Origin of the sequence: Streptomyces sp. CB02058, from assembly GCF_001905505.1 — a bacterium.
GTDB lineage: Bacteria > Actinomycetota > Actinomycetes > Streptomycetales > Streptomycetaceae > Streptomyces.
Window position 1 is genome coordinate 395,631 of the sequence record NZ_LIPG01000005.1, and the last position, 22,351, is coordinate 417,981.

The 22,351-nt window shown below is 70.1% G+C and carries 21 protein-coding genes; 12 read left to right on the plus strand and 9 right to left on the minus strand.

Going from position 1 to position 22,351, the window contains the following annotated elements; all coding sequences use genetic code 11:
• Positions 1-231: 231 nt before the first annotated feature.
• Together AMK10_RS26645 and AMK10_RS26650 are read right to left on the minus strand one after the other, a co-directional pair.
• Complete coding sequence (locus AMK10_RS26645; RefSeq protein ID WP_073750537.1) at positions 232-1,188, minus strand: pirin family protein; 957 nt, start codon at positions 1,186-1,188, stop codon at positions 232-234.
• A 181-nt stretch (positions 1,189-1,369) separates the two neighbouring features.
• Positions 1,370-1,810 carry an SseB family protein gene (locus AMK10_RS26650; protein WP_073750539.1) on the minus strand — a complete coding sequence of 147 codons (441 nt, stop codon included), beginning with the start codon at positions 1,808-1,810 and terminating at the stop codon, positions 1,370-1,372.
• 171 nt (positions 1,811-1,981) lie between these two features.
• Here AMK10_RS26650 and AMK10_RS26655 point away from each other — a divergent pair, with 171 nt between their 5' ends.
• The 4 genes from AMK10_RS26655 to AMK10_RS26670 all read left to right on the plus strand — a co-directional run bounded on the left by AMK10_RS26655 (position 1,982) and on the right by AMK10_RS26670 (position 6,280).
• A complete protein-coding gene (locus AMK10_RS26655; protein ID WP_073750541.1) occupies positions 1,982-3,808 on the plus strand; it encodes an acyl-CoA dehydrogenase in 1,827 nt (608 codons plus the stop codon).
• Positions 3,809-3,908: 100 nt separating this feature from the next.
• Entirely contained in the window at positions 3,909-4,550 is a 642-nt protein-coding gene (locus tag AMK10_RS26660; RefSeq protein WP_073750543.1) for a hypothetical protein, read from the plus strand.
• Between the two features lie 106 nt (positions 4,551-4,656).
• Positions 4,657-5,955 (plus strand): M18 family aminopeptidase, encoded by a 1,299-nt coding sequence (locus AMK10_RS26665; protein ID WP_073751029.1) that lies wholly within the window; start codon positions 4,657-4,659, stop codon positions 5,953-5,955.
• Between the two features lie 103 nt (positions 5,956-6,058).
• Positions 6,059-6,280 (plus strand): DUF6458 family protein, encoded by a 222-nt coding sequence (locus AMK10_RS26670; RefSeq protein WP_073750545.1) that lies wholly within the window; start codon positions 6,059-6,061, stop codon positions 6,278-6,280.
• 44 nt (positions 6,281-6,324) lie between these two features.
• Here AMK10_RS26670 and AMK10_RS26675 read toward each other — a convergent pair whose 3' ends face one another.
• Positions 6,325-8,136 (minus strand): NHL domain-containing thioredoxin family protein, encoded by a 1,812-nt coding sequence (locus AMK10_RS26675; RefSeq protein WP_073750547.1) that lies wholly within the window; start codon positions 8,134-8,136, stop codon positions 6,325-6,327.
• A 64-nt stretch (positions 8,137-8,200) separates the two neighbouring features.
• Between AMK10_RS26675 and AMK10_RS26680 the strand changes: the two genes are divergently transcribed.
• A complete protein-coding gene (locus AMK10_RS26680; protein ID WP_073750549.1) occupies positions 8,201-8,707 on the plus strand; it encodes an LURP-one-related/scramblase family protein in 507 nt (168 codons plus the stop codon).
• Positions 8,708-8,791: 84 nt separating this feature from the next.
• Here AMK10_RS26680 and AMK10_RS26685 read toward each other — a convergent pair whose 3' ends face one another.
• On the minus strand, positions 8,792-9,583 hold the full coding sequence (locus AMK10_RS26685) for a carbon-nitrogen family hydrolase (protein WP_073750551.1): 792 nt from the start codon (positions 9,581-9,583) through the stop codon (positions 8,792-8,794).
• Between the two features lie 198 nt (positions 9,584-9,781).
• Here AMK10_RS26685 and AMK10_RS26690 point away from each other — a divergent pair, with 198 nt between their 5' ends.
• Positions 9,782-10,606 (plus strand): maleylpyruvate isomerase family mycothiol-dependent enzyme, encoded by an 825-nt coding sequence (locus AMK10_RS26690; protein ID WP_073750553.1) that lies wholly within the window; start codon positions 9,782-9,784, stop codon positions 10,604-10,606.
• Between the two features lie 69 nt (positions 10,607-10,675).
• On the opposite strand, the gene AMK10_RS26695 is transcribed toward AMK10_RS26690, so the two are convergent.
• Positions 10,676-11,983 carry an MFS transporter gene (locus AMK10_RS26695; protein WP_073750555.1) on the minus strand — a complete coding sequence of 436 codons (1,308 nt, stop codon included), beginning with the start codon at positions 11,981-11,983 and terminating at the stop codon, positions 10,676-10,678.
• Complete coding sequence (locus AMK10_RS26700; protein WP_073751031.1) at positions 11,980-12,663, minus strand: GntR family transcriptional regulator; 684 nt, start codon at positions 12,661-12,663, stop codon at positions 11,980-11,982. The genes AMK10_RS26695 and AMK10_RS26700 overlap by 4 nt, the downstream gene beginning before the upstream one ends.
• Positions 12,664-12,852: 189 nt before the next feature.
• Between AMK10_RS26700 and AMK10_RS26705 the strand changes: the two genes are divergently transcribed.
• The 3 genes from AMK10_RS26705 (at position 12,853) to AMK10_RS26715 (ending at position 15,827) form a co-directional block, all read left to right on the plus strand.
• The gene (locus AMK10_RS26705) at positions 12,853-13,752 is read left to right on the plus strand and encodes a D-alanyl-D-alanine carboxypeptidase family protein (protein ID WP_073750557.1); all 900 of its coding nucleotides are present in this window, start codon (positions 12,853-12,855) and stop codon (positions 13,750-13,752) included.
• Between the two features lie 284 nt (positions 13,753-14,036).
• Positions 14,037-14,912, plus strand: a complete 876-nt coding sequence (locus AMK10_RS26710; RefSeq protein WP_073751033.1) for a D-alanyl-D-alanine carboxypeptidase family protein — start codon at positions 14,037-14,039, stop codon at positions 14,910-14,912.
• A gap of 180 nt (positions 14,913-15,092) precedes the next feature.
• Entirely contained in the window at positions 15,093-15,827 is a 735-nt protein-coding gene (locus AMK10_RS26715) for a hypothetical protein (protein ID WP_073750559.1), read from the plus strand.
• 162 nt (positions 15,828-15,989) lie between these two features.
• Here the strand turns inward: AMK10_RS26715 and AMK10_RS26720 are convergent, their stop codons facing one another.
• The 3 genes from AMK10_RS26720 to pdhA are packed head-to-tail and all read right to left on the minus strand — an operon-like array spanning position 15,990 to position 19,547.
• The gene (locus tag AMK10_RS26720) at positions 15,990-17,396 is read right to left on the minus strand and encodes a dihydrolipoamide acetyltransferase family protein (RefSeq protein ID WP_073750561.1); all 1,407 of its coding nucleotides are present in this window, start codon (positions 17,394-17,396) and stop codon (positions 15,990-15,992) included.
• Positions 17,397-17,406: 10 nt separating this feature from the next.
• The gene (locus AMK10_RS26725) at positions 17,407-18,387 is read right to left on the minus strand and encodes an alpha-ketoacid dehydrogenase subunit beta (protein WP_073750563.1); all 981 of its coding nucleotides are present in this window, start codon (positions 18,385-18,387) and stop codon (positions 17,407-17,409) included.
• 2 nt (positions 18,388-18,389) lie between these two features.
• The gene (gene pdhA / locus AMK10_RS26730) at positions 18,390-19,547 is read right to left on the minus strand and encodes a pyruvate dehydrogenase (acetyl-transferring) E1 component subunit alpha (protein WP_073750565.1); all 1,158 of its coding nucleotides are present in this window, start codon (positions 19,545-19,547) and stop codon (positions 18,390-18,392) included.
• Positions 19,548-19,893: 346 nt separating this feature from the next.
• Between pdhA and AMK10_RS26735 the strand changes: the two genes are divergently transcribed.
• From AMK10_RS26735 to AMK10_RS26745, 3 genes are all read left to right on the plus strand, one after another.
• A complete protein-coding gene (locus AMK10_RS26735) occupies positions 19,894-20,553 on the plus strand; it encodes a response regulator (RefSeq protein ID WP_073750567.1) in 660 nt (219 codons plus the stop codon).
• Between the two features lie 171 nt (positions 20,554-20,724).
• Positions 20,725-21,234: a pyridoxamine 5'-phosphate oxidase family protein gene (locus AMK10_RS26740; protein WP_079180882.1), complete on the plus strand. Its 510-nt coding sequence runs from the start codon at positions 20,725-20,727 to the stop codon at positions 21,232-21,234.
• Between the two features lie 25 nt (positions 21,235-21,259).
• Entirely contained in the window at positions 21,260-22,321 is a 1,062-nt protein-coding gene (locus tag AMK10_RS26745; RefSeq protein WP_073750569.1) for a phosphotransferase, read from the plus strand.
• Positions 22,322-22,351: the final 30 nt, after the last annotated feature.

Genomic DNA, 22,351 nt, shown 5'->3' on the forward strand with positions numbered 1-22,351 from the left:
GAAGAGGCCGGGCCGGTCAGCGCCGGAGGAGTGTCCCGCCACTGACCGACCCGGCTCCGGACGCGAAGAGGCCGGGCCGGTCAGCGACGGAGGAGTGTCCCGCCACTGACCGACCCGGCCAGGTGTCCCGCTCGTCCAGCTGTCCGCCGTCCGGCCGGCGCTGCACCCGTCCGGTCAGCCTCGCGGCCCTTCAGCGGTCTCCCCCGTGGGCCGGGGACCGGCACGGACCCGCTACATCCCGTGGACGGCCGGGACGGTGCCCAGCAGACCCTTCTGGAAGTCCTCGAAGGCCTGCTTGAGCTCGTCCTGGGTGTTCATGACGAACGGCCCGTAGTGCGCCATCGGCTCACGGATCGGACGTCCGCCGAGCAGCACGACCTCCAGGTCCGGGGTGTTCCCGTCCTGCGTCTCGTCGGCGCGGACGGTCAGCGAGGACCCCTTGCCGAAGACCGCGGTCTGGCCGGTGTGGACGGGGCGGCGCTCCTGGCCGACGCTGCCGCGCCCGGCGAGGACGTACGCGAGGCCGTTGAAGTCCTCGCGCCAGGGCAGCGTCACCTCGGCACCCGGCCGGACGGTCGCGTGGACCATGGTGATCGGGGTGTGCGTGATGCCCGGGCCCTCGTGGCCGTCGAGGTCACCGGCGATGACACGGAGCAGCGCGCCGCCGTCCGGGGAGGCGAGGAGCTGGACCTGGCCGCCGCGGATGTCCTGGTAGCGCGGGGCCATCATCTTGTCGGCCGCCGGGAGGTTCACCCAGAGCTGGAGGCCGTGGAAGAGGCCGCCGGACATGACGAGGGCCTCGGGCGGCGTCTCGATGTGGAGGAGGCCGGAGCCCGCCGTCATCCACTGGGTGTCGCCGTTCTCGATGGCGCCGCCACCGCCGTGGCTGTCCTGGTGGATGAAGCTGCCGTCGATGATGTAGGTGACGGTCTCGAAGCCGCGGTGCGGGTGCCAGGGGGTCCCCTTCGGCTCGCCGGCCGCGTACTCCACCTCACCCATCTGGTCCATCATGATGAACGGGTCGAGGTGCCGGTAGTTGATCCCGGCGAAGGCGCGCCGCACCGGGAACCCCTCGCCCTCGAAACCGCTGGGCGCGGTGGTGACGGTCAGCACGGGACGCGCCTGGGCCTCGGCCGGTGCCACGACCTTGGGCAGGGTCAGCGGGTTTTCGACGGTCACTGCGGGCATGGGAGCCACCTCCGGGAGTCTTCTGCGTCCAATTTAGTTGAACGGTGAACATCTTGCAAGGCGGCGTTCATTCCCGCCCGCCTCCGGACAGCACCGAGGGCCCGCACCGGGTCGGTGCGGGCCCTCGAAGAGTCCCCGGTGAGCGGCGGGCGCCGCTCAGCCGCCTGCGCGGCAATGGCGCCTAGCCGTACATGCGGCGCATCGCGAAGTCGACCATCTGCTCCACGGCCTTGGCGTCGAAGACCATCCGGTGATCGCCCTCCATGTCCAGGACGAAGCCGTAGCCGGTCGGCAGCAGGTCGATCACCTCGGCCCCGGTGATCACGAAGTACTTGGACTCCTTGCCCGCATAGCTCCGCAGCTCCTTGAGCGTGGTGAACATGGGGATCACCGGCTGCTGGGTGTTGTGGAGGGCCAGGAATCCGGGGTTGTCGCCGCGCGGGCAGTAGACCTTCGCCGTGGCGAAGATCTGCTGGAAGTCCTCCGCGGACAGCGACCCGGTCGTGAAGGCACGGACCGCGTCGGCCAGGGACGGCGGCGAGGGCTCGGGGTACAACGGCTGCTCGCCGTAGCCGCCGCCCATCTGCTGCTGTGCGCCTGGGTTCTGGTCGTAGCCATACATGCCGCAAAGAGTAATCGGCCACATCTGCGCCTTGAGGGGTTGCGTCTTATTACTGACGGGTAGCATCATCGTAGGGGTCAGGTGATATACCCACGCCAGGCCGTCCGTCGCCCGATCCTCACTCCTCCCCGGGGCGCTGCGCGCCACTGCTATTGATTACGGAGCCTTCCCATGGGGCACTACAAGTCGAATCTCCGCGACATCGAGTTCAACCTCTTCGAGGTCCTCGGGCGCGACAAGCTGTACGGCACGGGTCCGTTCGCGGAGATGGACGTCGACACCGCGAAGAGCATCCTCGACGAGGTCACCCGCCTCGCGGAGAACGAGCTCGCCGACTCGTACGCCGACGCCGACCGCAACCCGCCGGTCTTCGACCCCGAGACGAACACCGCGCCGGTCCCGGACTCCTTCAAGAAGTCCTACCAGGCGTTCATGGACTCCGAGTACTGGCGCCTGGGCCTGCCCGAGGAGATCGGCGGCACGACCTCCCCGCGCTCCCTGATCTGGGGTTACGCGGAGCTTCTGCTCGGCGCCAACCCGGCCGTCTGGATGTACTCCTCCGGCCCCGCGTTCGCCGGCATCCTCTTCGACGAGGGCAACGAGGCGCAGAAGAAGGTCGCCGAGATCGCCGTCGAGAAGCAGTGGGGCTCGACGATGGTGCTGACCGAGCCCGACGCGGGCTCGGACGTGGGCGCCGGCCGCACGAAGGCCGTCGAGCAGGAGGACGGCTCCTGGCACATCGAGGGTGTGAAGCGCTTCATCACCTCGGGCGAGCACGACATGTCCGAGAACATCCTCCACTACGTGCTGGCGCGCCCCGAGGGCGCGGGCCCCGGCACCAAGGGCCTCTCCCTCTTCCTGGTCCCGAAGTTCCACTTCGACTGGACCACCGGCGAGCTCGGTGCGCGCAACGGCGTGTACGCGACGAACGTCGAGCACAAGATGGGCCTCAAGGCGTCCAACACCTGCGAGATGACCTTCGGCGACCAGCACCCCGCCAAGGGCTGGCTGATCGGCGACAAGCACGACGGCATCCGCCAGATGTTCCGCATCATCGAGTTCGCCCGCATGATGGTCGGCACGAAAGCCATCGCGACGCTGTCGACGGGCTACCTCAACGCGCTGGAGTACGCCAAGGAGCGCGTCCAGGGCACCGACCTGTCGCAGTTCATGGACAAGACGGCCCCCAAGGTCACCATCACGCACCACCCCGACGTGCGCCGCTCCCTCATGACGCAGAAGGCGTACGCCGAGGGCATGCGCTCCCTCGTGCTGTACACCGCCTCCGTCCAGGACGCGATCCAGGTCAAGGAGGCCGCGGGCGAGGACGCCAAGGCGCTCAACGGCCTCAACGACCTGCTGCTCCCGATCGTGAAGGGCTACGGCTCCGAGAAGTCCTACGAGCAGCTCGCGCAGTCCCTCCAGACCTTCGGCGGCTCCGGATACCTCCAGGAGTACCCGGTCGAGCAGTACATCCGCGACGCCAAGATCGACACCCTGTACGAGGGCACGACGGCGATCCAGGGCCAGGACTTCTTCTTCCGGAAGATCGTCCGCGACCAGGGTGCCTCGCTCAACACCCTCTCCGAGGAGATCAAGAAGTTCCTCGCGGGTGCCCAGGGCAACGAGGAGCTCTCCGGCGCGCTGGACAACCTCGCCAAGGCCGCCGTGGACCTGGAGGCGATCGTCGGCACGATGATCACCGACCTCACCGCGACCGGCGAGGACGTCAAGAACATCTACAAGGTGGGCCTCAACACCACCCGCCTGCTGATGGCCTCCGGCGACGTCGTCGTGGGCTACCTGCTCCTCAAGGGCGCGACCGTCGCCTCGGAGAAGCTGCGCAACGCCTCCGCGAAGGACGCGGCGTTCTACCAGGGCAAGATCGCCGCCGCGAAGTTCTTCGCGACGAACATCCTGCCGGGCGTCTCCGCCGAGCGCGCGCTCGCCGAGACCGTCGACAACGCGCTGATGGAGCTGGACGAGGCCGCGTTCTAGTCCTTCCGTACGCGTTCCGCACAGTCACAGGTCCGGCCCGTCCCCTCCCAGGGGGCGGGCCGGACCTATGATTCCGGTGACTACCGAGGGGGTTGAGGTCATGGGTACGACGTCGGTGAAGGCCGCGGGCATACGGTGGGCGGCGGCCGGAGCCGCGGTGCTGCTGCTGACGGGCTGCGGCGGTGGCGGTGGCGACGACAAGGCGACGGCCCTGGACAAGGCGCAGGTCACCTCGGTGCTGCCGGACGAAGGAGCACTCCCCGACTGGAAGTTCTCCGAGGATCCGTCTGCCGCCCCCATGAGCGAGGCCGCCCGGAAGAACTTCTGCCCGTCCACGGAGGGCGAGGGCTGCGAGGACTCCTCGTTCTTCGGCTCCGTCTCCTTCCAGCGGGACGACGAGAACGCGCGCGCCCGCTTCTGGATGGTCGCGTACAAGGACGAGAAGGCCGCCGAGGCCGCGTACGACGTGCTGTGGAAGAACACGGCGCGCACGGCCGGCAGGGACGAGGCGGACCTGGGCTCCGTGGGCGCTCGGAGCGACGCCGTGGCCGGCCCTGTGGGCTACGACGGAGCGTACGGCGTCACCGGCCAGATCCGGGTGGGCACGGCACTGCTCTGGGTTGCCTCGGACGCCCGGAGCGAGAAGGCTCTCGACAAGGATCTGGTCAAGGACCTCGCGGCCCTCTTCTCCGACCGCGCTCAGCAGGCGCAGAACGGCGACGACCCGTCCGCGAAGCTCTGAGGGCCGTACGGAGGGAAGGGCGTCGGCGACGCTTTCCGGACACGGGCCGTGGGTGGCCGCCGAACACCATGAGGCGTCCCCGCCGACCGTCGTTAAAGTGAAGAACATGAGCTCTCCCCTCCGCTTCGACCGCGGGCACACCGACGATCTGATGACCTTCCTGATGGCATCCCCCTCCCCCTACCACGCGGTGGCCACCGCCGCCGCGCGGCTGGAGAAGGCCGGTTTCCGGCGGGTCGAGGAGACGGACGCGTGGGACGGCTCCACGGGCGGGAAGTACGTGCTGCGCGGCGGGGCGATCGTCGCCTGGTACGTGCCCGAGGGCGCCTCGGCCCACACGCCGTTCCGGATCGTCGGAGCGCACACCGACTCCCCCAACCTGCGGGTCAAGCCGCTGCCCGACACGGGGGCGTACGGCTGGCGCCAGGTCGCCGTCGAGATCTACGGCGGGACGCTCCTCAACACCTGGCTCGACCGGGACCTGGGCCTGGCCGGCCGGATCTCGCTGCGCGACGGCACGCACCGGCTGGTCAACATCGACCGGCCGCTGCTGCGGGTGCCCCAGCTGGCCGTGCACCTGGACCGGTCCGCCAACCCCGAGGGCCTCAAGCTCGACCGCCAGCGGCACATGCAGCCGATCTGGGGACTCGGTGAGGTCGAGGAGGGCGACCTCATCCGCTTCGTCGCCGAGGAGGCGGGCGTCGACCCCGCCGAGGTGACCGGCTGGGACCTCATGCCGCACGCCGTGGAGCCGCCGGCCTACCTCGGCCGCGACCGTGAGCTGCTCGCCGGACCCCGCATGGACAACCTCCTCTCCGTGCACGCCGCCACGGCCGCACTGGCCGCCGTGGCCGGGCAGCCGGACGCGGAGATCCCGTACATCCCGGTGCTCGCCGCCTTCGACCACGAGGAGAACGGCTCCCAGTCCGACACGGGCGCGGACGGCCCGCTGCTCGGCACGGTCCTGGAGCGCTCCGTGTTCGCCCGCGGCGGCTCCTACGAGGACCGCGCCCGCGCCTTCGCGGGGACCGTCTGCCTCTCCTCGGACACCGGCCACGCGGTGCACCCCAACTACGCCGAGAAGCACGACCCGACGCACCACCCGGTGGCCAACGGCGGACCGATCCTCAAGGTCAACGTCAACATGCGGTACGCCACCGACGGCAGCGGCCGGGCCCTGTTCGCGGCGGCCTGCGAGAAGGCGGGCGTGCCCTGGCAGACGTTCGTCTCCAACAACTCGATGCCGTGCGGCACCACGATCGGCCCGATCACCGCGGCCCGGCACGGCATCCTGACCGTCGACGTCGGTGTGGCGATCCTGTCGATGCACAGCGCGCGCGAGCTCTGCGGCGCCGACGACCCGTATCTCCTGGCCAACGCCCTCACCGCGTTCCTGGCGGGCTGAACCGGCAGGCCCCTACCGCCCCGGGGGACATGGTTGCCACCGGGCCGGGTACCCGACCGGTACACCGGCCCGGAGTCACCGGGCCGTCGAGGAGGCGGAAATCATGGGACTCGGAGGATGCATTCTCCTGATCGGTGCGGGCGCGATCCTGGCGTTCGCCACCGACTGGGAGATGGACACCGTGAACGTCGACCTGGTCGGCTGGATCATGATGCTCGTCGGCCTCGTCGGGGTCTTCGTCTACGTCAGCATCGCGCGGCGCCGCCGCATGGTCGTCCCGCCGACCACCACGGTCGTGTCGGAGGACGAGCGCCGCTACCACTGACCGGCCCCGGGGCGGCACCGCCGCCCCGGACCGGCCACGCGGGCTCAGACCTGCTCGTCCATCCCGGCCAGCACCAGCGGCAGCCTGGACGTGCCCCCGGCACCGACGACGACGGGCACGCCCCAGTCCTGCTGGTGCACATGGCAGGCCGGGTACTCGTTCGCCGGGTCGTCGTCGCAGGACGCGGCCATCGCGGACACATGCAGGACGCCCTCGGTGACGCCGTCCGCGAGGACCAGGTCGCGGGTCAGATCCGTACCCTGCCCCGATCCCCCGGCCAGCAGTTCCGGCGGGGTCGAGGAGACCAGCAGCCGGGTCGAGGGGCCGTAGCGTGTGTCCAGCTTCTGCCCGGCGGGGGCCTGGAAGACCACATCCAGCCGCAGCGTGCCGGGCGCGATCTCCGTGGCCGCGCGCTGGGTGCGGTGGGCCTGGTCGGCGACGCGCACCGCCTCCTCGGGGAGCCTCAGCCGGGTCAGCCGGTGCCGCGCGGACTCGACGACGACCAGATCGCCCTCGACCAGCACCGCGTCGCTCGGCTCCCGCAGATCGGTGGCCAGCGTGGTGACCTCACCGCTCTCGGGGTCGTACCTCCGCAGGGCGTGGTTGTAGGTGTCGCTGACGGCGACAGAGCCGTCCGGGAGCGCGGTGACACCCAGCGGGTGCTGGAGGAGCGCCTGGCCGGCGGGGCCGTCACGGTGGCCGAAGTCGAAGAGACCTGTCCCGACCGCGGTGTGGACGGCGCCTTCCAGGTCGACGTAGCGCAGCGCCGAGGTCTCCGAGTCGGCGACCCACAGCCGGTCCCCGGCCGCGGAGAGACCCGAGGGCTGCGCGAACCACGCCTCGGCCCCCGGCCCGTCGACCAGGCCCTCGTTGGTCGTCCCCGCGGCGACGGCCACCGTGCCCCGCTCGGGGTCGTACGTCCACAGCTGGTGCACCCCGGCCATGGCGATCCACAGCCGGTCGCCGAACCACGCGATGTCCCACGGCGACGACAGGTCCACCTCGGTGGCCGGGCCGCTGGTCGCCGAGCCCTGCCACCACTGGCGGCCGGTCCCGGCGAGGGTGGTCGTCACGCCGGTGGCGAGGTCGAGGGCCCTGATCGCGTGGTTGACGGTGTCGGCGACGGCGACACGGCCGTCGGGCAGGAAGGCCAGACCCTGCGGTTCGCTGAACCGGGCCCCGCCGGCACCGCCGTCCGCGAGTCCGCGCTCACCGGTGCCGATGTGGCGGCGCACGGTCTCGCCGTCCGCATCCAGCTCGACCAGACGGTGGCGGGTGGTGTCGGAGACCAGGAAACCGCCGTCCGGGAGGGCGAGGGCCTTGCCGGGGAAGCGCAGATGCGTGGCGACCGGCTCGGGGGCCACGTACGGGCCGTCCCCGCGACGCAGGGTGCCCTTGGCGGCGTGCTCGGCCTCCAGCTCCTCGACCAGCTTCTCGATGGCGTGCGCGTGCCCCTCGCCGGCGTGCTGGGCGACGACATAGCCCTCGGGGTCGACCACGACGAGCGTCGGCCAGGCACGCACGGCGTACTGCTTCCAGGTGGCGAGCTCGGGGTCGTCGAGGACCGGGTGGTGCACCTCGTACCGCTCGACGGCGTCGACCACGGCCTGGTGCTCCGCCTCGTGCACGAACTTGGGCGAGTGGACACCGATGATCACCACGGTGTCGCGGTGCTTCTCCTCCAGCTCACGGAGCTCATCGAGCACATGCAGGCAGTTCACACAGCAGAAGGTCCAGAAATCCAGGATCACGATGCGCCCTCGCAGATCAGCGAGGGTGTACTGCCGGTCACCTGTGTTGAGCCAACCGCCCTTGCCGATCAGTTCGGGGGCGCGGACGCGTGCACGTGCTGTCATGACATAAGTCAACAGCACCCCGGCCTGCACGCATTCCGGTCGGGGGTCGGGGAACCTGTGATCCATGAGACTTCTCGTACGTGAGCGACTGCTCGGCGTCGGCGACGACTACTGGATCGAGGACGCGGACGGGCACAAGCTCTTCCTCGTCGACGGCAAGGCCATGCGGCTCCGCGACACCTTCGAGCTCAAGGACACGAGCGGCCGGGTGCTGGTGGAGATCCGCCAGAAGCTGATCAGCCTGCGCGACACCATGCTCATCGAGCGCGACGGCGAGGAGCTCGCCAAGGTCAAGCGCAAGCGGCTCTCGCTGCTGCGCAACCACTACCGGGTGACGCTGGTGGACGGCACCGAGCTCGACGTCAGCGGCAAAATCCTGGACCGCGAGTTCGCCATCGACTACGACGGTGAGCTGCTCGCCCAGATCTCCCGGCGCTGGCTGACCGTCCGCGACACGTACGGGGTCGACATCGTGCGGGAGGACGCCGACGCGCCGCTGCTGCTCGCGGTGGCCGTGTGCGTGATCGTCCTCGCCGACAAGGAGCACGACAAGGAACGGGGCGAGGACTGAGCGCGGCGAAGACGCCGGATGGCCCTGTTCCACGGTTTCACGTGAAACAGGGCCATCCGGGCACGTACGCGCGTGACGCCGGGCTCAGCGCGGGGCGGCGAGGCCCAGCCGGCGGTCCTTCAGCGCGGGGAACTGCGCACGCGTGGTGGCGGTCCTCGCCGGATCGAACTCCACGGTGAGCACCTCCTCGCCCGCTCCCGCCTCGGCGAGCACCTCGCCCCAGGGATCGACGACGACGCTGTGGCCCGCCTGCTCGACCCCGCCGTGGGTACCGGCGGACCCGACGGCCAGGACGAACGCCTGGTTCTCCACAGCGCGGGCCTGGGCGAGCAGCGTCCAGTGCGAGCGGCGGCGCTCCGGCCAGCCGGCCGAGACCACCAGGGTCTCGGCCCCCGCGTCGACGAGCCCCCGGAACTGCTCGGGGAAGCGGAGGTCGTAGCAGGTGGCGAGGCCGAGGGTGGTCTCCGGCAGGGCGACCGTGACGAGTTCCTCGCCTGCCCCCATCATCACGGCCTCGCCCTTGTCGAAGCCGAAGCGGTGGATCTTGCGGTACGCGGCGACCCGCTCGCCCTGGGGCGAGAACACCAGCGTGGTGTTGTAGAGGGTGCCGTCCTCGGCGCGCTCGACGAAGGAGCCGGCGTGCAGCCAGACACCGGCATCGGCGGCCGCCTTCGCCATGACGTCGTGCGTGGGTCCGTGCAGGGGTTCCGCCTCTTCGGCGAACGCGGTGTAGGCGAAGGCTCCGACAGGCCAGAGCTCGGGAAGGACGACCAGGTCCGCTCCCCGCTGGGCCACGACCAGTGAAGCCGCGCGCTCTCTACGGGAATTGACCGATTCATCCGGGTTTACTGCGATCTGGATGAGGGAGGCGTGCACACTACCACCGTCCTGGCATGAGAGCCGTCAACACGGGCCTACGATCGTCACACGAAAGCACTGCCGGGGTGCCTGCTCGCAGCGTAACTTAGCGAGCGAACCTCCCACGCAGCCCGCAGACAGCACCGTCGGTGCCGGCCGCCCGCCGGTACTCCCTGCTCTCCAGCCCATGCACCGCAGAACCGCACGAGGGGTCCCGTGACCGTCCATCCCAGCCTCCAGACCTATGCCGATGCCTGGACCCACTCCGTCGAGTCGATAGCCGAGCTGGTCGCGCCACTCGCCGAGGGGGAGTGGAACGGCCGGACGCCCTGCCCGGGCTGGTCGATACGCGACATCGTCTCGCACGTCATCGGCATGGAGTGCGAGCAGCTCGGCGATCCCCGCCCGATCCACACGCTTCCGCGCGATCTCTACCACGTGCAGAACGACCACCAGCGCTACATGGAGATGCAGGTCGACGTACGGCGCCACCACACGGCGCCGGAGATGACCTCCGAGCTGGAGTACACGCTCATCCGGCGCAACCGTCAGCTGCGCAACGAGTCGCGCGCCCCCGAGACCATGGTGCGGGCCCCTCTCGGCGCCGAGCAGACGCTGGAACTGGCGCTGCGGATGCGGGCCTTCGACGTCTGGGTGCACGAGCAGGACCTGCGCACCACGCTCGGCCGGCCCGGCAACCTGGACTCGCCCGGCGCCCTGATCGTCCGGGACACGCTGCTGCTCGCCCTGCCGAAGGTGGTCGCCAAGGACGCGGGCGCACCGCCCAATTCGGCCGTGGTCTTCGATGTGCACGGCCCGCTGGAGTTCCTGCGCACCGTCAGGGTCGACGCCGACGGCCGCGGTTCGGTCGACGGCGCGCCGTCGCTGGGCCCCGCGGTGACGCTGGCGATGGACTGGGAGACGTACTACCGGCTGGCGTGCGGCCGGGTCCGGGCGGGGGCCGTGGAGGACCGGATCAAGATCGAGGGCGACCAGGAGCTGGGGGCCGAAATCCTGCGGCACTTCGCCGTCACCCCGTAGCACCGCTCACTGCGACCGGCGGTGCGCCCGTCCTCCGGCGGACCGGAGCGGGCGCACCGCCGGAATGTCTCACACGGGCACGTGGACGGCTTCCACCCGGCTGACGACGTGGTGGTCGCGTTCCCTGTGCGTGGCGCGGGCGTACAGCCGCAGGATCTGTACGACGCCGATCGCCTCCAGGACGAAGATCGAGGCGAACGCGATGCGGTAGTTGTCGCCGGTCGCGTCCAGCAGGACGCCCACCGCGAACAGCGTGGTCATCGAGGCGATGAAACCGCCCATGTTGACGATGCCCGAGGCGGTGCCCTGGCGCTCCGGCGGGTTGGCGGGCCTGCCGAAGTCGAATCCGATCATCGAGGCCGGACCGCAGGCGCCGAGGACCAGGCAGAGGGTCACCAGCAGCCACATCGGCGCGTGGTCGCCGGGACAGAAGATCGCGGACGCCCAGACGAGCGCGGTCATCGCGACCGTGCCGAGCGCGAGCGGTGCGCGCGCCGCGTGGTGCCGGGCGATGATCTGCCCGTAGACGAGCCCCACCACCATGTTCGAGAGCACCACCAGGGTGAGCAGCTCACCCGCGGTGCCCCTGCTGAGCCCCTGCGCCTCCACCAGGAACGGCATGCCCCAGAGCAGCAGGAAGACCATGCCGGGGAACTGCGTGGTGAAGTGCACCCACATGCCGAGCCGGGTGCCCGGCTCCCGCCAGGAGGCGGCGATCTGCTTCCGGACGTACGCCGCTCCGGCGTGCTCGGCGGGGGGCGGTTCGTGGCCCTCGGGGTGGTCCTTGAGGAAGAGCAGCGTCATGACGAGCACCACCACGCCCGCCAGCGAGCTGCCGACGAAGGTCGTGGTCCAGCCGAACCCGTGCAGCGCGCGGGCGATGAAGAGGGTCGAGACGAGGTTGCCGGCCATCCCGAAGAGCGCGGCGACCTGCCCGATCATCGGACCCCGCCGGGCCGGGAACCACCGGGTGCCGAGCCGCAGGACGCTGATGAAGGTCATCGCGTCGCCGCAGCCGAGCAGCGCGCGGGAGGCGAGCGCCATGCCGTACGAGGGCGAGAGCGCGAAGCCGAGCTGTCCGAGCGTGAACAGCACCGCCCCGATGCTGAGGACCCTCTTGGTCCCGAGCCGGTCGACCATCAGGCCGACCGGTATCTGCATGCCCGCGTAGACCAGCAGTTGGAGGATGGAGAACGTCGACAGGGCCGAGGCGTTGACGTCGAAGCGGTCGGCCGCGTCGAGTCCCGCGACACCCAGACTGGTGCGGAAGATGATCGCGACGAAGTAGACGGCGACGCCGATGCCCCAGATCCGGACGGCGCGACGGCCGCCGGGCGGATCGCCGGGCAGGGAGAGGGTGGGAGCCGCTGAGCTCATCGGTCGTCACCCCTGACCAGCACCTTGACCCGGCTGACATGGCGCCGTACGACCTGGGCGGCGCCCTCGGCATCGCCCGCCCTGATGGCGTCCAGCAGTTCACCGTGCTCGGTGATGTTGGCGGCGATCCGGCCGGGATGCGCCTCCATCACGGCGACGCCCATCCGCAGCTGCCGGTCGCGGAGCTGGTCGTAGAGGCGCGAGAGGATCTCGTTGCCCGCGTTCTTCACGATCTCCGCGTGGAAGCAGCGGTCCTTGACCGACACGGCGGCCAGATCCCCCGCCTCGGCGAGCTCCCGCTGCTCCTCCAGGAGCTGTTCGAGCCGGGCGATCAGCCGGGGCGGTGCGGGCACGGCTTTGCGGGCCGCGAACTCCTCGACGAGCAGCCGGGTCTCCACCACGTCCGAGATCTCCTGCGCGGAGACGGCGAGCACCAGGGCGCCCTTCTTCGGGTAGAGCTTGATCAGCCCCTCGACCTCCAGGCGGAGCAGCGCCTCCCGCACCGGGGTCCGGGACACTCCGACGGCCTCGGCCAGGTCACCTTCGGTGAGGAGCGTGCCGCCCTCGTAGCGGCGGTCCAGCACCGCTTCCTTGATGTGGGTGTAGACGCGCTCGGCTGCGGGTGGCGGCTTGGGGTCGGTCTTGCGGGCGAGAGGGGACACGGAAGGTGCTGCAGGCATGCACACAGCATAGATACAAGATGCACGCATGGCAGCACGGTCCACGATGCGGGACACGCAGCCATGCGTTCAGGCCACCCGTTCCGAAATCACCCCTACGCGCACACATCCATCCGGCCGCCTCATGCGTCTCACCATCGAGCGGCACCCTCATGTGGCCGCAATGCAGGCGTATTTGGAGCGTTTGACTTGAAAATCGGTCTTAAGGGCATAAACCGCGCACGTGTTGCCGCCACCGTGAGTCTCACGGCAGGCGCACTCCTCGCGGGCAGCGCGTTCGGCTCCACGGCTCAGGCCGCGACCCTGCCGACTCCCACGATCACCGCCAAGGGCGGCTTCGTGATGAACAACGGCACGGCGAAGTCGCTCTACGGCAAGTCCGCGGACACCCGCCGCTCCACCGGTTCCACGACGAAGATAATGACCGCCAAGGTGGTGCTGGCGCAGAAGAACCTGAACCTGGACGCCAAGGTCACGGTCCAGAAGGCGTACAGCGACTACATCGTCTCGAAGAGCGCCTCGTCGGCCCGGCTCATCGTCGGCGACAAGGTCACCGTCCGCCAGCTGCTCTACGGCCTGATGCTGCCTTCGGGCTGCGACGCCGCGTACGCGCTGGCCGACAAGTTCGGCACGGGCTCCACGCGCGCCGCCCGGGTGAAGTCCTTCATCGGCAAGATGAACGCCGACGCGAAGAGCCTGGGCCTGAAGAACACCCACTTCGACTCCTTCGACGGCATCGGCAGCGGGTCCAACTACTCGACGCCGCGCGACCTGACGAAGATCGCCAGCAGCGCGATGAAGAACTCCACGTTCCGCGCGATCGTGAAGACCAGGTCGACGAAGCAGAAGGTCACGACCAAGAGCGGCGGCTACCGCTACATGTCGTGGTCCAACACCAACGCCATGCTGGGCAGCTACACCGGCATGATCGGTGTGAAGACCGGCTCGGGCCCGACGGCCAAGTACTGCCTGGTCTTCGCAGCGACCCGCAACGGCAAGACGGTCATCGGGACCGTCCTGACCTCGACGTCCGCGACCACCCGGACCGCCGACGCCAAGAAGCTCCTGGACTACGGCTTCAAGAAGTAGCCCCCGACCACGGGGGCATAGGGGCCGGTGGGCCCGCGCGGTCGTCGCGCGGGCCCACGCGTCACACGTTCACCGAACGTTTCTTTGCCATACAGGCGTACATCCATGCCGGCCGCTCATGAGTCTCGTATCGGGGTCTCTCCATGTCCCGGCCCCTCTACGCATTCGCGAACTCGGAGCATTCATTGATATCGAGCCGCAAGACCCGTCCCACGGCAGGCCACAAGGCCCGCAGCAAGCGCCTGCGCAACGCCGTCGTCGCAGCGGTCGTGTCCGGTGGCGTGATGCTGGCGGTCACGCCCCTCATGTCCTCCGCCGAGGCCGCCGTCCCCCTGCCGACGCTCAGCGCCAAGGGCGCGTTCCTGCAGGACAGGGCCACGGGCGCCAAGAAATACGGCAAGAACGCCGACATCAAGCGGCAGATGGCCAGCACCACCAAGGTCATGACCGCCGCCGTGGTGCTCAACACGCCCGGCGTCGATCTGTCGCGCAAGGTGACGATCTCGCAGACCTACCGCGACTACGTCACGGCCCAGGGCGCCAGCACGGCGGACCTGAAGACCGGTGACAAGGCCACGGTCCGTCAGCTGCTCCACGCCCTGATGCTCCCGTCCGGCTGCGACGCGGCCTACGCCCTGGCCGACACCTACGGCGTGGGCACCACCCGGGCGGCCCGGACGAAGCAGTTCATCGGTCAGATGAACGCGAAGGCCGCCTCGCTCGGGATGACGAACACCCGCTTCGACTCGTTCGACGGCATCTCGTCGACCGGGAACAACTACTCGACCCCGCGCGACCTCGCGCAGCTCGCCAGCTACGCGATGCGGGGCTCCACCCTGCGCGGCATCATGAGCACCACCAAGTACGTGGCCCCCGTGACGACCAGCACCGGCGCGCTGCGCACGTACACCTGGTACAACACCAACAAGCTGCTCGGTTCCTACAGCGGCGCCGTCGGCATCAAGACCGGCACCGGCACCGCGGCGGGCCCCTGCCTCATCTTCGCCGCCACACGGGGCGACAAGACGTACGTCGGCGTCATCCTGAACGGCACCGACCGCTACAACGACGCGGCCAAGCTGCTGGACTACGGCTTCGGTTCCGCCACCGCGACGACCATGAAGCTGCGTACGCTGCCCCCGGGCGCACAGCGCGACTGATCCGGCACCGGACACGGACAGCTGGACACGAGCAGAGAGGGGTGCGGCCACCGATCGGTGACCGCACCCCCTTTGTCGCTCTGGCAGGACGTCAGCGAGAGGCTCGCCTCGACGGCCAGGGCTGCGAAGGTGGACACCGTCCCAGGAGTCCCGGCCCGGTCCGGCCCCTAGGGTGTGCGGATGCCTGAGACTTTCGATCTCCGCGTCGAGCTCCCCGCAGCCCTCGCGGGTCCCGCAGCGGCCTGGTGGTTCATCGAACGGTTCGCAGCGCGTCTCGGCGCGCCGGTCGGGCCGGACGACGGGTACCCGGAGTCCGGCCTCGCCGCCGCCGAGCAGCGGCTCGGGCTGCGACTGCCCCAGGCGATGCGGGAGTTGTACGGCAGGTTCGGACGCCGTCACGACCTCCTGCACGGGGCGAGATCGCTCGTGCCCCCCGAGGACTGGGAGACGGAGGACTCCGCTCTGATCTGGCAGGTGGAGAACTTCTGGCAGTACCGGATCGCCGTTCCGCTCGACCGGGTCGCGGAGACCGACCCACCCGTGCTGATCGACGGGAGTTCGCAGGCGTACGACGACTGGGAGCCGTTCTCCGACAGCTTCTCCGCCGCGTGTGTGGAGACGGTGATGTCGCAGACCTCGCTGTGCGGCGACTGGGGCGGGTGGCACCGGGAGGCCCTGCCCACCGACGCCGCGCGCCTGGAGCGGTCCCTCACCCTCATACCGCCCCTGATCTCCCCGGGCGGCCGGGAGAACACGGACCGCTGGTACGCGGGCGCCGATGTCCTGGTGCATGAGGACCGCTCCGACGAGCAGGCGGAGTGGGGGTGGCTGTACGTCCGCGCGCTGACGCGGGAGGCTCTGGACGACGTCCGGAAGGCGCTGCCGGGGCCGTGGACGGAGACGGTGGGCAGCTGAGCGGCCGACCGGCCGGCGGGCGCTCCGGGAGAAGCGCGTGACGCGGAGAGACCCGGGGTACCGCCGTCGGACATCGGTGCGGGTGACCGCCCGTCCCCGGACATGGCGACGGGCCCGCGCACACTTCGCGCGGACCCGTCCTCCTGCGTACGACCGGGGTGGCTAGGCCCAGGTGATCAGGCGCTTCGGCTGCTCCAGGATCGCCGCGACATCCGCGAGGACCTTGGAACCGAGCTCGCCGTCGACCAGCCTGTGGTCGAACGACAGCGCGAGCGTGGTCACCTGGCGGGGCTTCACCTTGCCCTTGTGGACCCAGGGCTGGAGCTTGATGGCCCCGACCGCCAGGATCGCGGACTCTCCCGGGTTGAGGATCGGCGTACCCGTGTCGACGCCGAAGACGCCCACATTGGTGATGGTCACCGTGCCGCCGGCCATCGCGGCCGGGGACGTCCTGCCCTCGCGCGCCGTGGAGACCAGCTCGCCCAGCGCCTCGCCCAGCTCGGGCAGGGTCTTGTCGTGCGCGTCCTTGATGTTCGGCACGATCAGACCGCGCGGAGTGGCGGCGGCGATGCCCAGGTTGACGTAGTGCTTCCGCACGATCTCCTGGTTGGCCTCGTCCCAGGCGGAGTTGATGTCCGGGTTGCGCCTGATCGCGACCAGGAGGGCCTTGGCGATGATGAGGAGCGGGTTGACCCGGACCCCCGCCATGTCCTTGTCCTCCTTGAGGTCGGCCACGAGCTTCATCGTGCGCGTCACGTCGACGGTCACGAACTCCGTGACGTGCGGCGCGGTGAAGGCGCTGCCGACCATGGCCTGCGCGATGGCCTTGCGCACGCCCTTGACCGGGATACGCGTCTCCCGGCCGTCCGCGCCGCTCACCGGCACGGCGGCGGGCTCGGGGACGGCGGCTGCCGCCGCCACGGCCTGCGCGGGCACCTCGGCGGGGGCCGGAGCCGCCGCCGCGTGGACGTCCTCGCGGGTGATGATCCCGCCCTCGCCGGTCGGGGTGACCGTCGCGAGGTCGATGCCCAGATCCTTCGCCAGCTTGCGCACCGGCGGCTTGGCCAGCGGGCGCGCCTCCGGGACGGCCGCGCCGTGGCCGTTGAGCTCGGCCTGGACCGCGGCGGCGGCCGGGCCGGGGATCTCGACGCTCTTGCGGGCACGGCGCTTGGTGGAGGTCTCGGCCACGCCGTAGCCGACCAGAACGGGCTGGCGGCCCTTGGGCGCCTCCGCCTCCGGCTCGGCCTCCGCCACGGGCTCCTGGACGCTCTCCGGAGCCGCGGCCGGGGCGTCACCGCTGCCGGGTGCCACGTCCACCGCGATGATCACCTGGCCGACATCGACGGTCGTGCCCTCGGGGAAGCGCAGCTCGTGCACCACCCCGTCGAAGGGGATCGGCAGCTCCACCGCGGCCTTCGCGGTCTCGACCTCGCAGACCACCTGGCCGTCGGTGACGGTGTCGCCGGGCTGGACGAACCACTTGAGGATCTCCGCCTCGGTCAGTCCCTCGCCAACGTCGGGCATCTTGAACTCGCGGAAACGAGCAGACGTTTCGGTCATCGTCGTCACGACCCTCTCCTCAGAACGCCAGCGAGCGGTCGACGGCGTCGAGCACCCGGTCGAGACCCGGAAGGTACTCGTCCTCGAGCCTGGCCGGCGGGTAGGGGGCGTGATAGCCGCCGACCCTCAGCACCGGTGCTTCGAGATGGTAGAAGCAGCGCTCGGTGATCCGGGCCGCGATCTCGGCCCCGGAGCCGTAGAACACCGGTGCCTCGTGGACCACCACGAGACGGCCCGTCTTCTCGACCGAGGCCTGTACGGCGTCGAAGTCGATCGGCGACATCGACCGCAGGTCCAGGACCTCGATCGACTTGCCCTCCTCCTGCGCCGCGGCGGCCGCCTCCAGGCAGACCTTCACCATCGGGCCGTACGCGACGAGCGTGAGGTCGGAGCCCTCACGGGCCACGACCGCCTTGTGGAGCGGGAGGGGGATGGACTCGGTGTCGAGCTCGCCCTTGTCCCAGTACCGCCGCTTGGGCTCGAAGAAGATGATCGGGTCGTCGGACTGGACGGCCTGCTGCATCATCCAGTAGGCGTCGCTCGCGTTGGACGGCGAGACGACCTTCAGGCCCGCCACGTGCGCGAACAGGGCCTCGGGCGACTCACTGTGGTGCTCGACCGCGCCGATGCCGCCGCCGTACGGGATGCGGATGACGACCGGCATCTTGATCTTGCCGAGCGCACGGGCGTGCATCTTCGCGAGCTGCGTGACGATCTGGTCGTACGCGGGAAAGACGAAGCCGTCGAACTGGATCTCGACGACGGGGCGGTAGCCGCGCAGGGCCAGGCCGATCGCCGTACCGACGATGCCGGACTCGGCGAGCGGGGTGTCGATGACCCGGTCCTCGCCGAAGTCCTTCTGGAGCCCGTCCGTGATGCGGAAGACCCCGCCGAGCTTGCCGACGTCCTCACCCATGATGAGGACCTTGGGGTCGGTCTCGAGAGCCTTGCGGAGCGACTCGTTGAGCGCCTTCGCGATGGACATCTTCTCAGCGGCCATGGCTAGTTGCCCTCCTCGGCGAACGATGCCTGGTAGGCGGCGAACTGGGCGCGCTCCTCGTCGACGAGCGGGTTGCCGTCGGCGTAGGCGTGGTCGAAGATCGCCAGCCGGTCCGGGTCGGGCATGGCCCGTACCGCTTCGCGGACCCGCTTGCCCAGCGCCTCGCTCTCCTCCTCCAGCGCGGCGAAGAACGCCTCGTCGGCGAGGTCCTGCTTCTCCAGGTACGTGCGCAGCCTGAGGATCGGGTCCTTGGCCTCCCAGGCCACCCGCTCCTCGTCCGCCCGGTACTTGGTCGGGTCGTCGGAGGTGGTGTGGGCGCCCATCCGGTAGGTGAACGCCTCGACGAGGGTCGGCCCCTCGCCCCGGCGGGCACGCTCCAGCGCGGACCTGGTGACGGCGAGGCACGCCAGTACGTCGTTGCCGTCGACCCGGACACCGGGGAAGCCGAAGCCCTGCGCGCGCTGGTAGAGCGGCACGCGGGTCTGCTTCTCGGTCGGCTCCGAGATCGCCCACTGGTTGTTCTGGCAGAAGAACACCACGGGGGCGTTGTAGACGGCCGAGAAGGTGAAGGACTCCGCGACGTCTCCCTGGCTGGAGGCGCCGTCACCGAAGTACGCGATCACGGCCGAGTCCGCGCCGTCCTTGGCGACGCCCATGGCGTAGCCGGTGGCGTGCAGGGTCTGCGAGCCGATGACGATCGTGTAGAGGTGGAAGTTGTTCGTGTTCGGGTCCCAGCCGCCGTGGTTCACACCGCGGAACATCCCGAGCAGGTTGGTCGGGTCGACTCCGCGGCACCAGGCGACGCCGTGCTCACGGTAGGTCGGGAAGACGTAGTCGTCGTCGCGCAGCGCCCGGCCGGAGCCGATCTGCGCGGCTTCCTGGCCCAGCAGCGAGGCCCACAGGCCCAGCTCGCCCTGGCGCTGCAGCGCGGTGGCCTCGGCGTCGAATCGGCGGGTCAGGACCATGTCCCGGTAGAGACCGCGGAGCTCGTCCGTGCTCAGGTCGATCTCGTAGTCCGGGTGCTCGACGCGGTCACCCTCCGGCGTCAGCAGCTGCACCAGCTCGGGGCCGGAATTCTCGGCCTTCGCGGGCGTCTTGGCGGCGCTGGTCCGCTTGCTGCTGCGTCGCGGTTTGCGCGCGGCAGTGCTCTCCACGGTCACGTGCGTGCTCCTCCGTCGGTCCGGCCCCCGGGATGGCCGGGAACCAGTGCGGCTCGCCTGTGTCCGGACCCGTGCACGGGGTGGGTGCCGCTCGGCCGGGAACAGGCGTGACAGGTGCCCCGGCGAGCGTCCTGCCACAAGCACGTTACCCAGTGCATCGCATAACTGCGAAACACCTTGTGACCTGCGATTTTGCTTGGATTTCCAAGTAAATCGCAAAATGCGCGAAGTCCCGCTGGTCACAGCACTGGAAACAGCCTGGCAGGCGGCCGGAACAACGGCACGTTATCCCGGCCGACAGCCCCAGGGAAGGGCGGAGGACAAAGGATTGTGTGAGACTGCGAAGGTGCACGAAGAAGGAAAAATCACGGTATTCCTGCTCGATGATCACGAAGTCGTCCGGCGCGGCGTCCACGAGCTGCTCTCCGTGGAGGAGGACATCGAGGTCGTGGGCGAGGCCGGCACGGCCGCGGACGCGCTCGCGCGTATCCCCGCGACCCGGCCCGACGTGGCCGTCCTCGACGTACGCCTGCCGGACGGGAGCGGCGTGGAGGTCTGCCGCGAGGTCCGCTCGAGGGACGAGAACATCAAGTGCCTGATGCTCACCTCGTACGCCGATGACGAGGCCCTCTTCGACGCGATCATGGCCGGGGCCTCGGGTTACGTCCTGAAGGCCATCCGCGGCGACGAGCTGCTCAGCGCCGTACGCGACGTGGCGGCCGGGAAGTCCCTGCTGGACCCCGCGGCCACCGCCCGGGTGCTGGAGCGGCTGCGCGAGGGCAAGGACGGCAAGGGCGACGACCGGCTCGCCGGACTGACCGACCAGGAGCGCAGGATCCTCGACCTGATCGGCGAGGGGCTGACGAACCGGGTGATCGGCGAGCGGCTGCATCTCGCCGAGAAGACCATCAAGAACTACGTGTCGAGTCTGCTGTCCAAGCTGGGCATGGAACGGCGCTCGCAGGCGGCGGCGTACGTGGCGAGGCTCCAGGCCGAGAAGCGCTGAGCGGGCCGGACGCCAGTACTCCGGGGCGCCGGGGCTCCCGGGCGGGGCCGGGTCGGCGGTGGCTCGAGGGGCGGGCGGCAGACCCGTCGTCGGCCGGGCGGGACTTTGGTCCCTGACCGTGGGGGCGGCGGACTCTTACCCCGCTCCTACACCTCCCGGAGAGTGGAGGGCATGCTCTTCTCCCGCTCCTCCGGCACCGGAACCGGAACCGCCCTCGACCTCTCCGACGGCCCCACGGCCACCGGACCCGTCCCCGGCGCCTCCGCCACCTCCGGCTCGGACAGGCTCCTCGCCATGGAGCTGCTCGGCAGCGTCCGTTACGGCCGGCTGGCCATGAGCATGCGCGCCCTGCCGTTCCTGGCGGTGGCCCGGCACCTGGTGATCGAGGACCGTGTCGTCCTGCGGATGCACAGAGGGCTCGGCTTTCACGAGTCCTGCGACGGAAGCGTCATCGCCTACGGGGCGGACAACTTCAACTCCCCGGCGCCCGGCGGCGCGAAGGACCTCTGGTCGGTGCAGTTCACCGGGCCCGCCGAGATCGTCCACCCCGCCTCCGACCAGCGCGAACGCTTCGGAACCGGCCCCGCCGACGTGAACGGGGAGTGCTTCGATCCGGTGTATCTCCGGCTCGACCCGCGCGTCACCCATATGCACACTCAGGCCTTCGACGCAAGTCCGTAAAACCGGCCACTCAGTGTCACCTAACATGTGGCGAGTGCTGCGCTCATCTGTGACCCTCCCACCTGTTCCTCCGGTCGGCGAGGTCCTGCGCCGCTACCCCGACACCGGCGAACCCCTGGCCTGCGAACCCCTCACCAAAGGGCTGCTCAACCATGGTTACCGCGTGTCCACCACCCGTGGTTCGTACTTCCTCAAGCACCACCTCGACAAGCACCACCTCGACGACTCCAGCGGTGACCACGCCACGATCGTCAGGCAGCACCGGGCCACCCAGCAGCTGCACTCGCTCGGTGTGCCCGTGGCCCCGCCCCTCACGGACACGCACGGTCACACGGTCACGGTGATCGACGGGCAGCGCTATGCCCTGCACCGGTGGGTGGACGGCCTCCACCGGGACGGCACCCAGCTGACGACCGCCCAGTCGCGACGGCTCGGGTCGCTCCTCGGCGCCGTACACATGGGTCTGGAGCAGGTCATGGAGGCGGACCCGCCGCCTCCCGCACGGGGGGAGAGCCCCAGCCCGGATCCCGCCGACACGTTCACGCTGATCGACGATCTGCTGGCCGCGGCGCGGGGGATGGGCCCCCGGGACGCCTTCGACGAGCTCGCGGTGCACCGGCTCGTCGAGCGCCGTGCCCTGCTGGAGCAGCACGCGCACCGCCGCCCGCCCACCCCCGGCGGTTCGGCGAGGGGATGGGTGCACGGCGACTTCCATCCGCTGAACCTGCTCTACCGGGGCGCCGACCCCGTCGCGATCGTGGACTGGGACCGGCTCGACGTGCAGCCGCGCGCGGAGGAGGCGGTGCGCGCAGCGGCCATCTTCTTCGTCCGGCCGGACGGGGAACTGGCCCTGGAGAAGGTCCGGGCGTACGCCCGCGCCTACCGGCGCTCGGCCGGCGCGGGCGCGGCCGAGATGGCGGCGGCTGTGCACCGGGTCTGGTGGGAGCGCCTCAACGACTTCTGGATACTGCGCTGGCGCTACCGCTTCCACGACCGCAGGGCCGACCCGCAGTTCCCTGCGGTGTCGGCCCTGGCGGTGTGGTGGACGCGCGAGTACGAGGCGGTCGGCGAAGCCTTCACGGGGTGAGGGCCAGGGCCTCTGCCCGGGACCTCACCG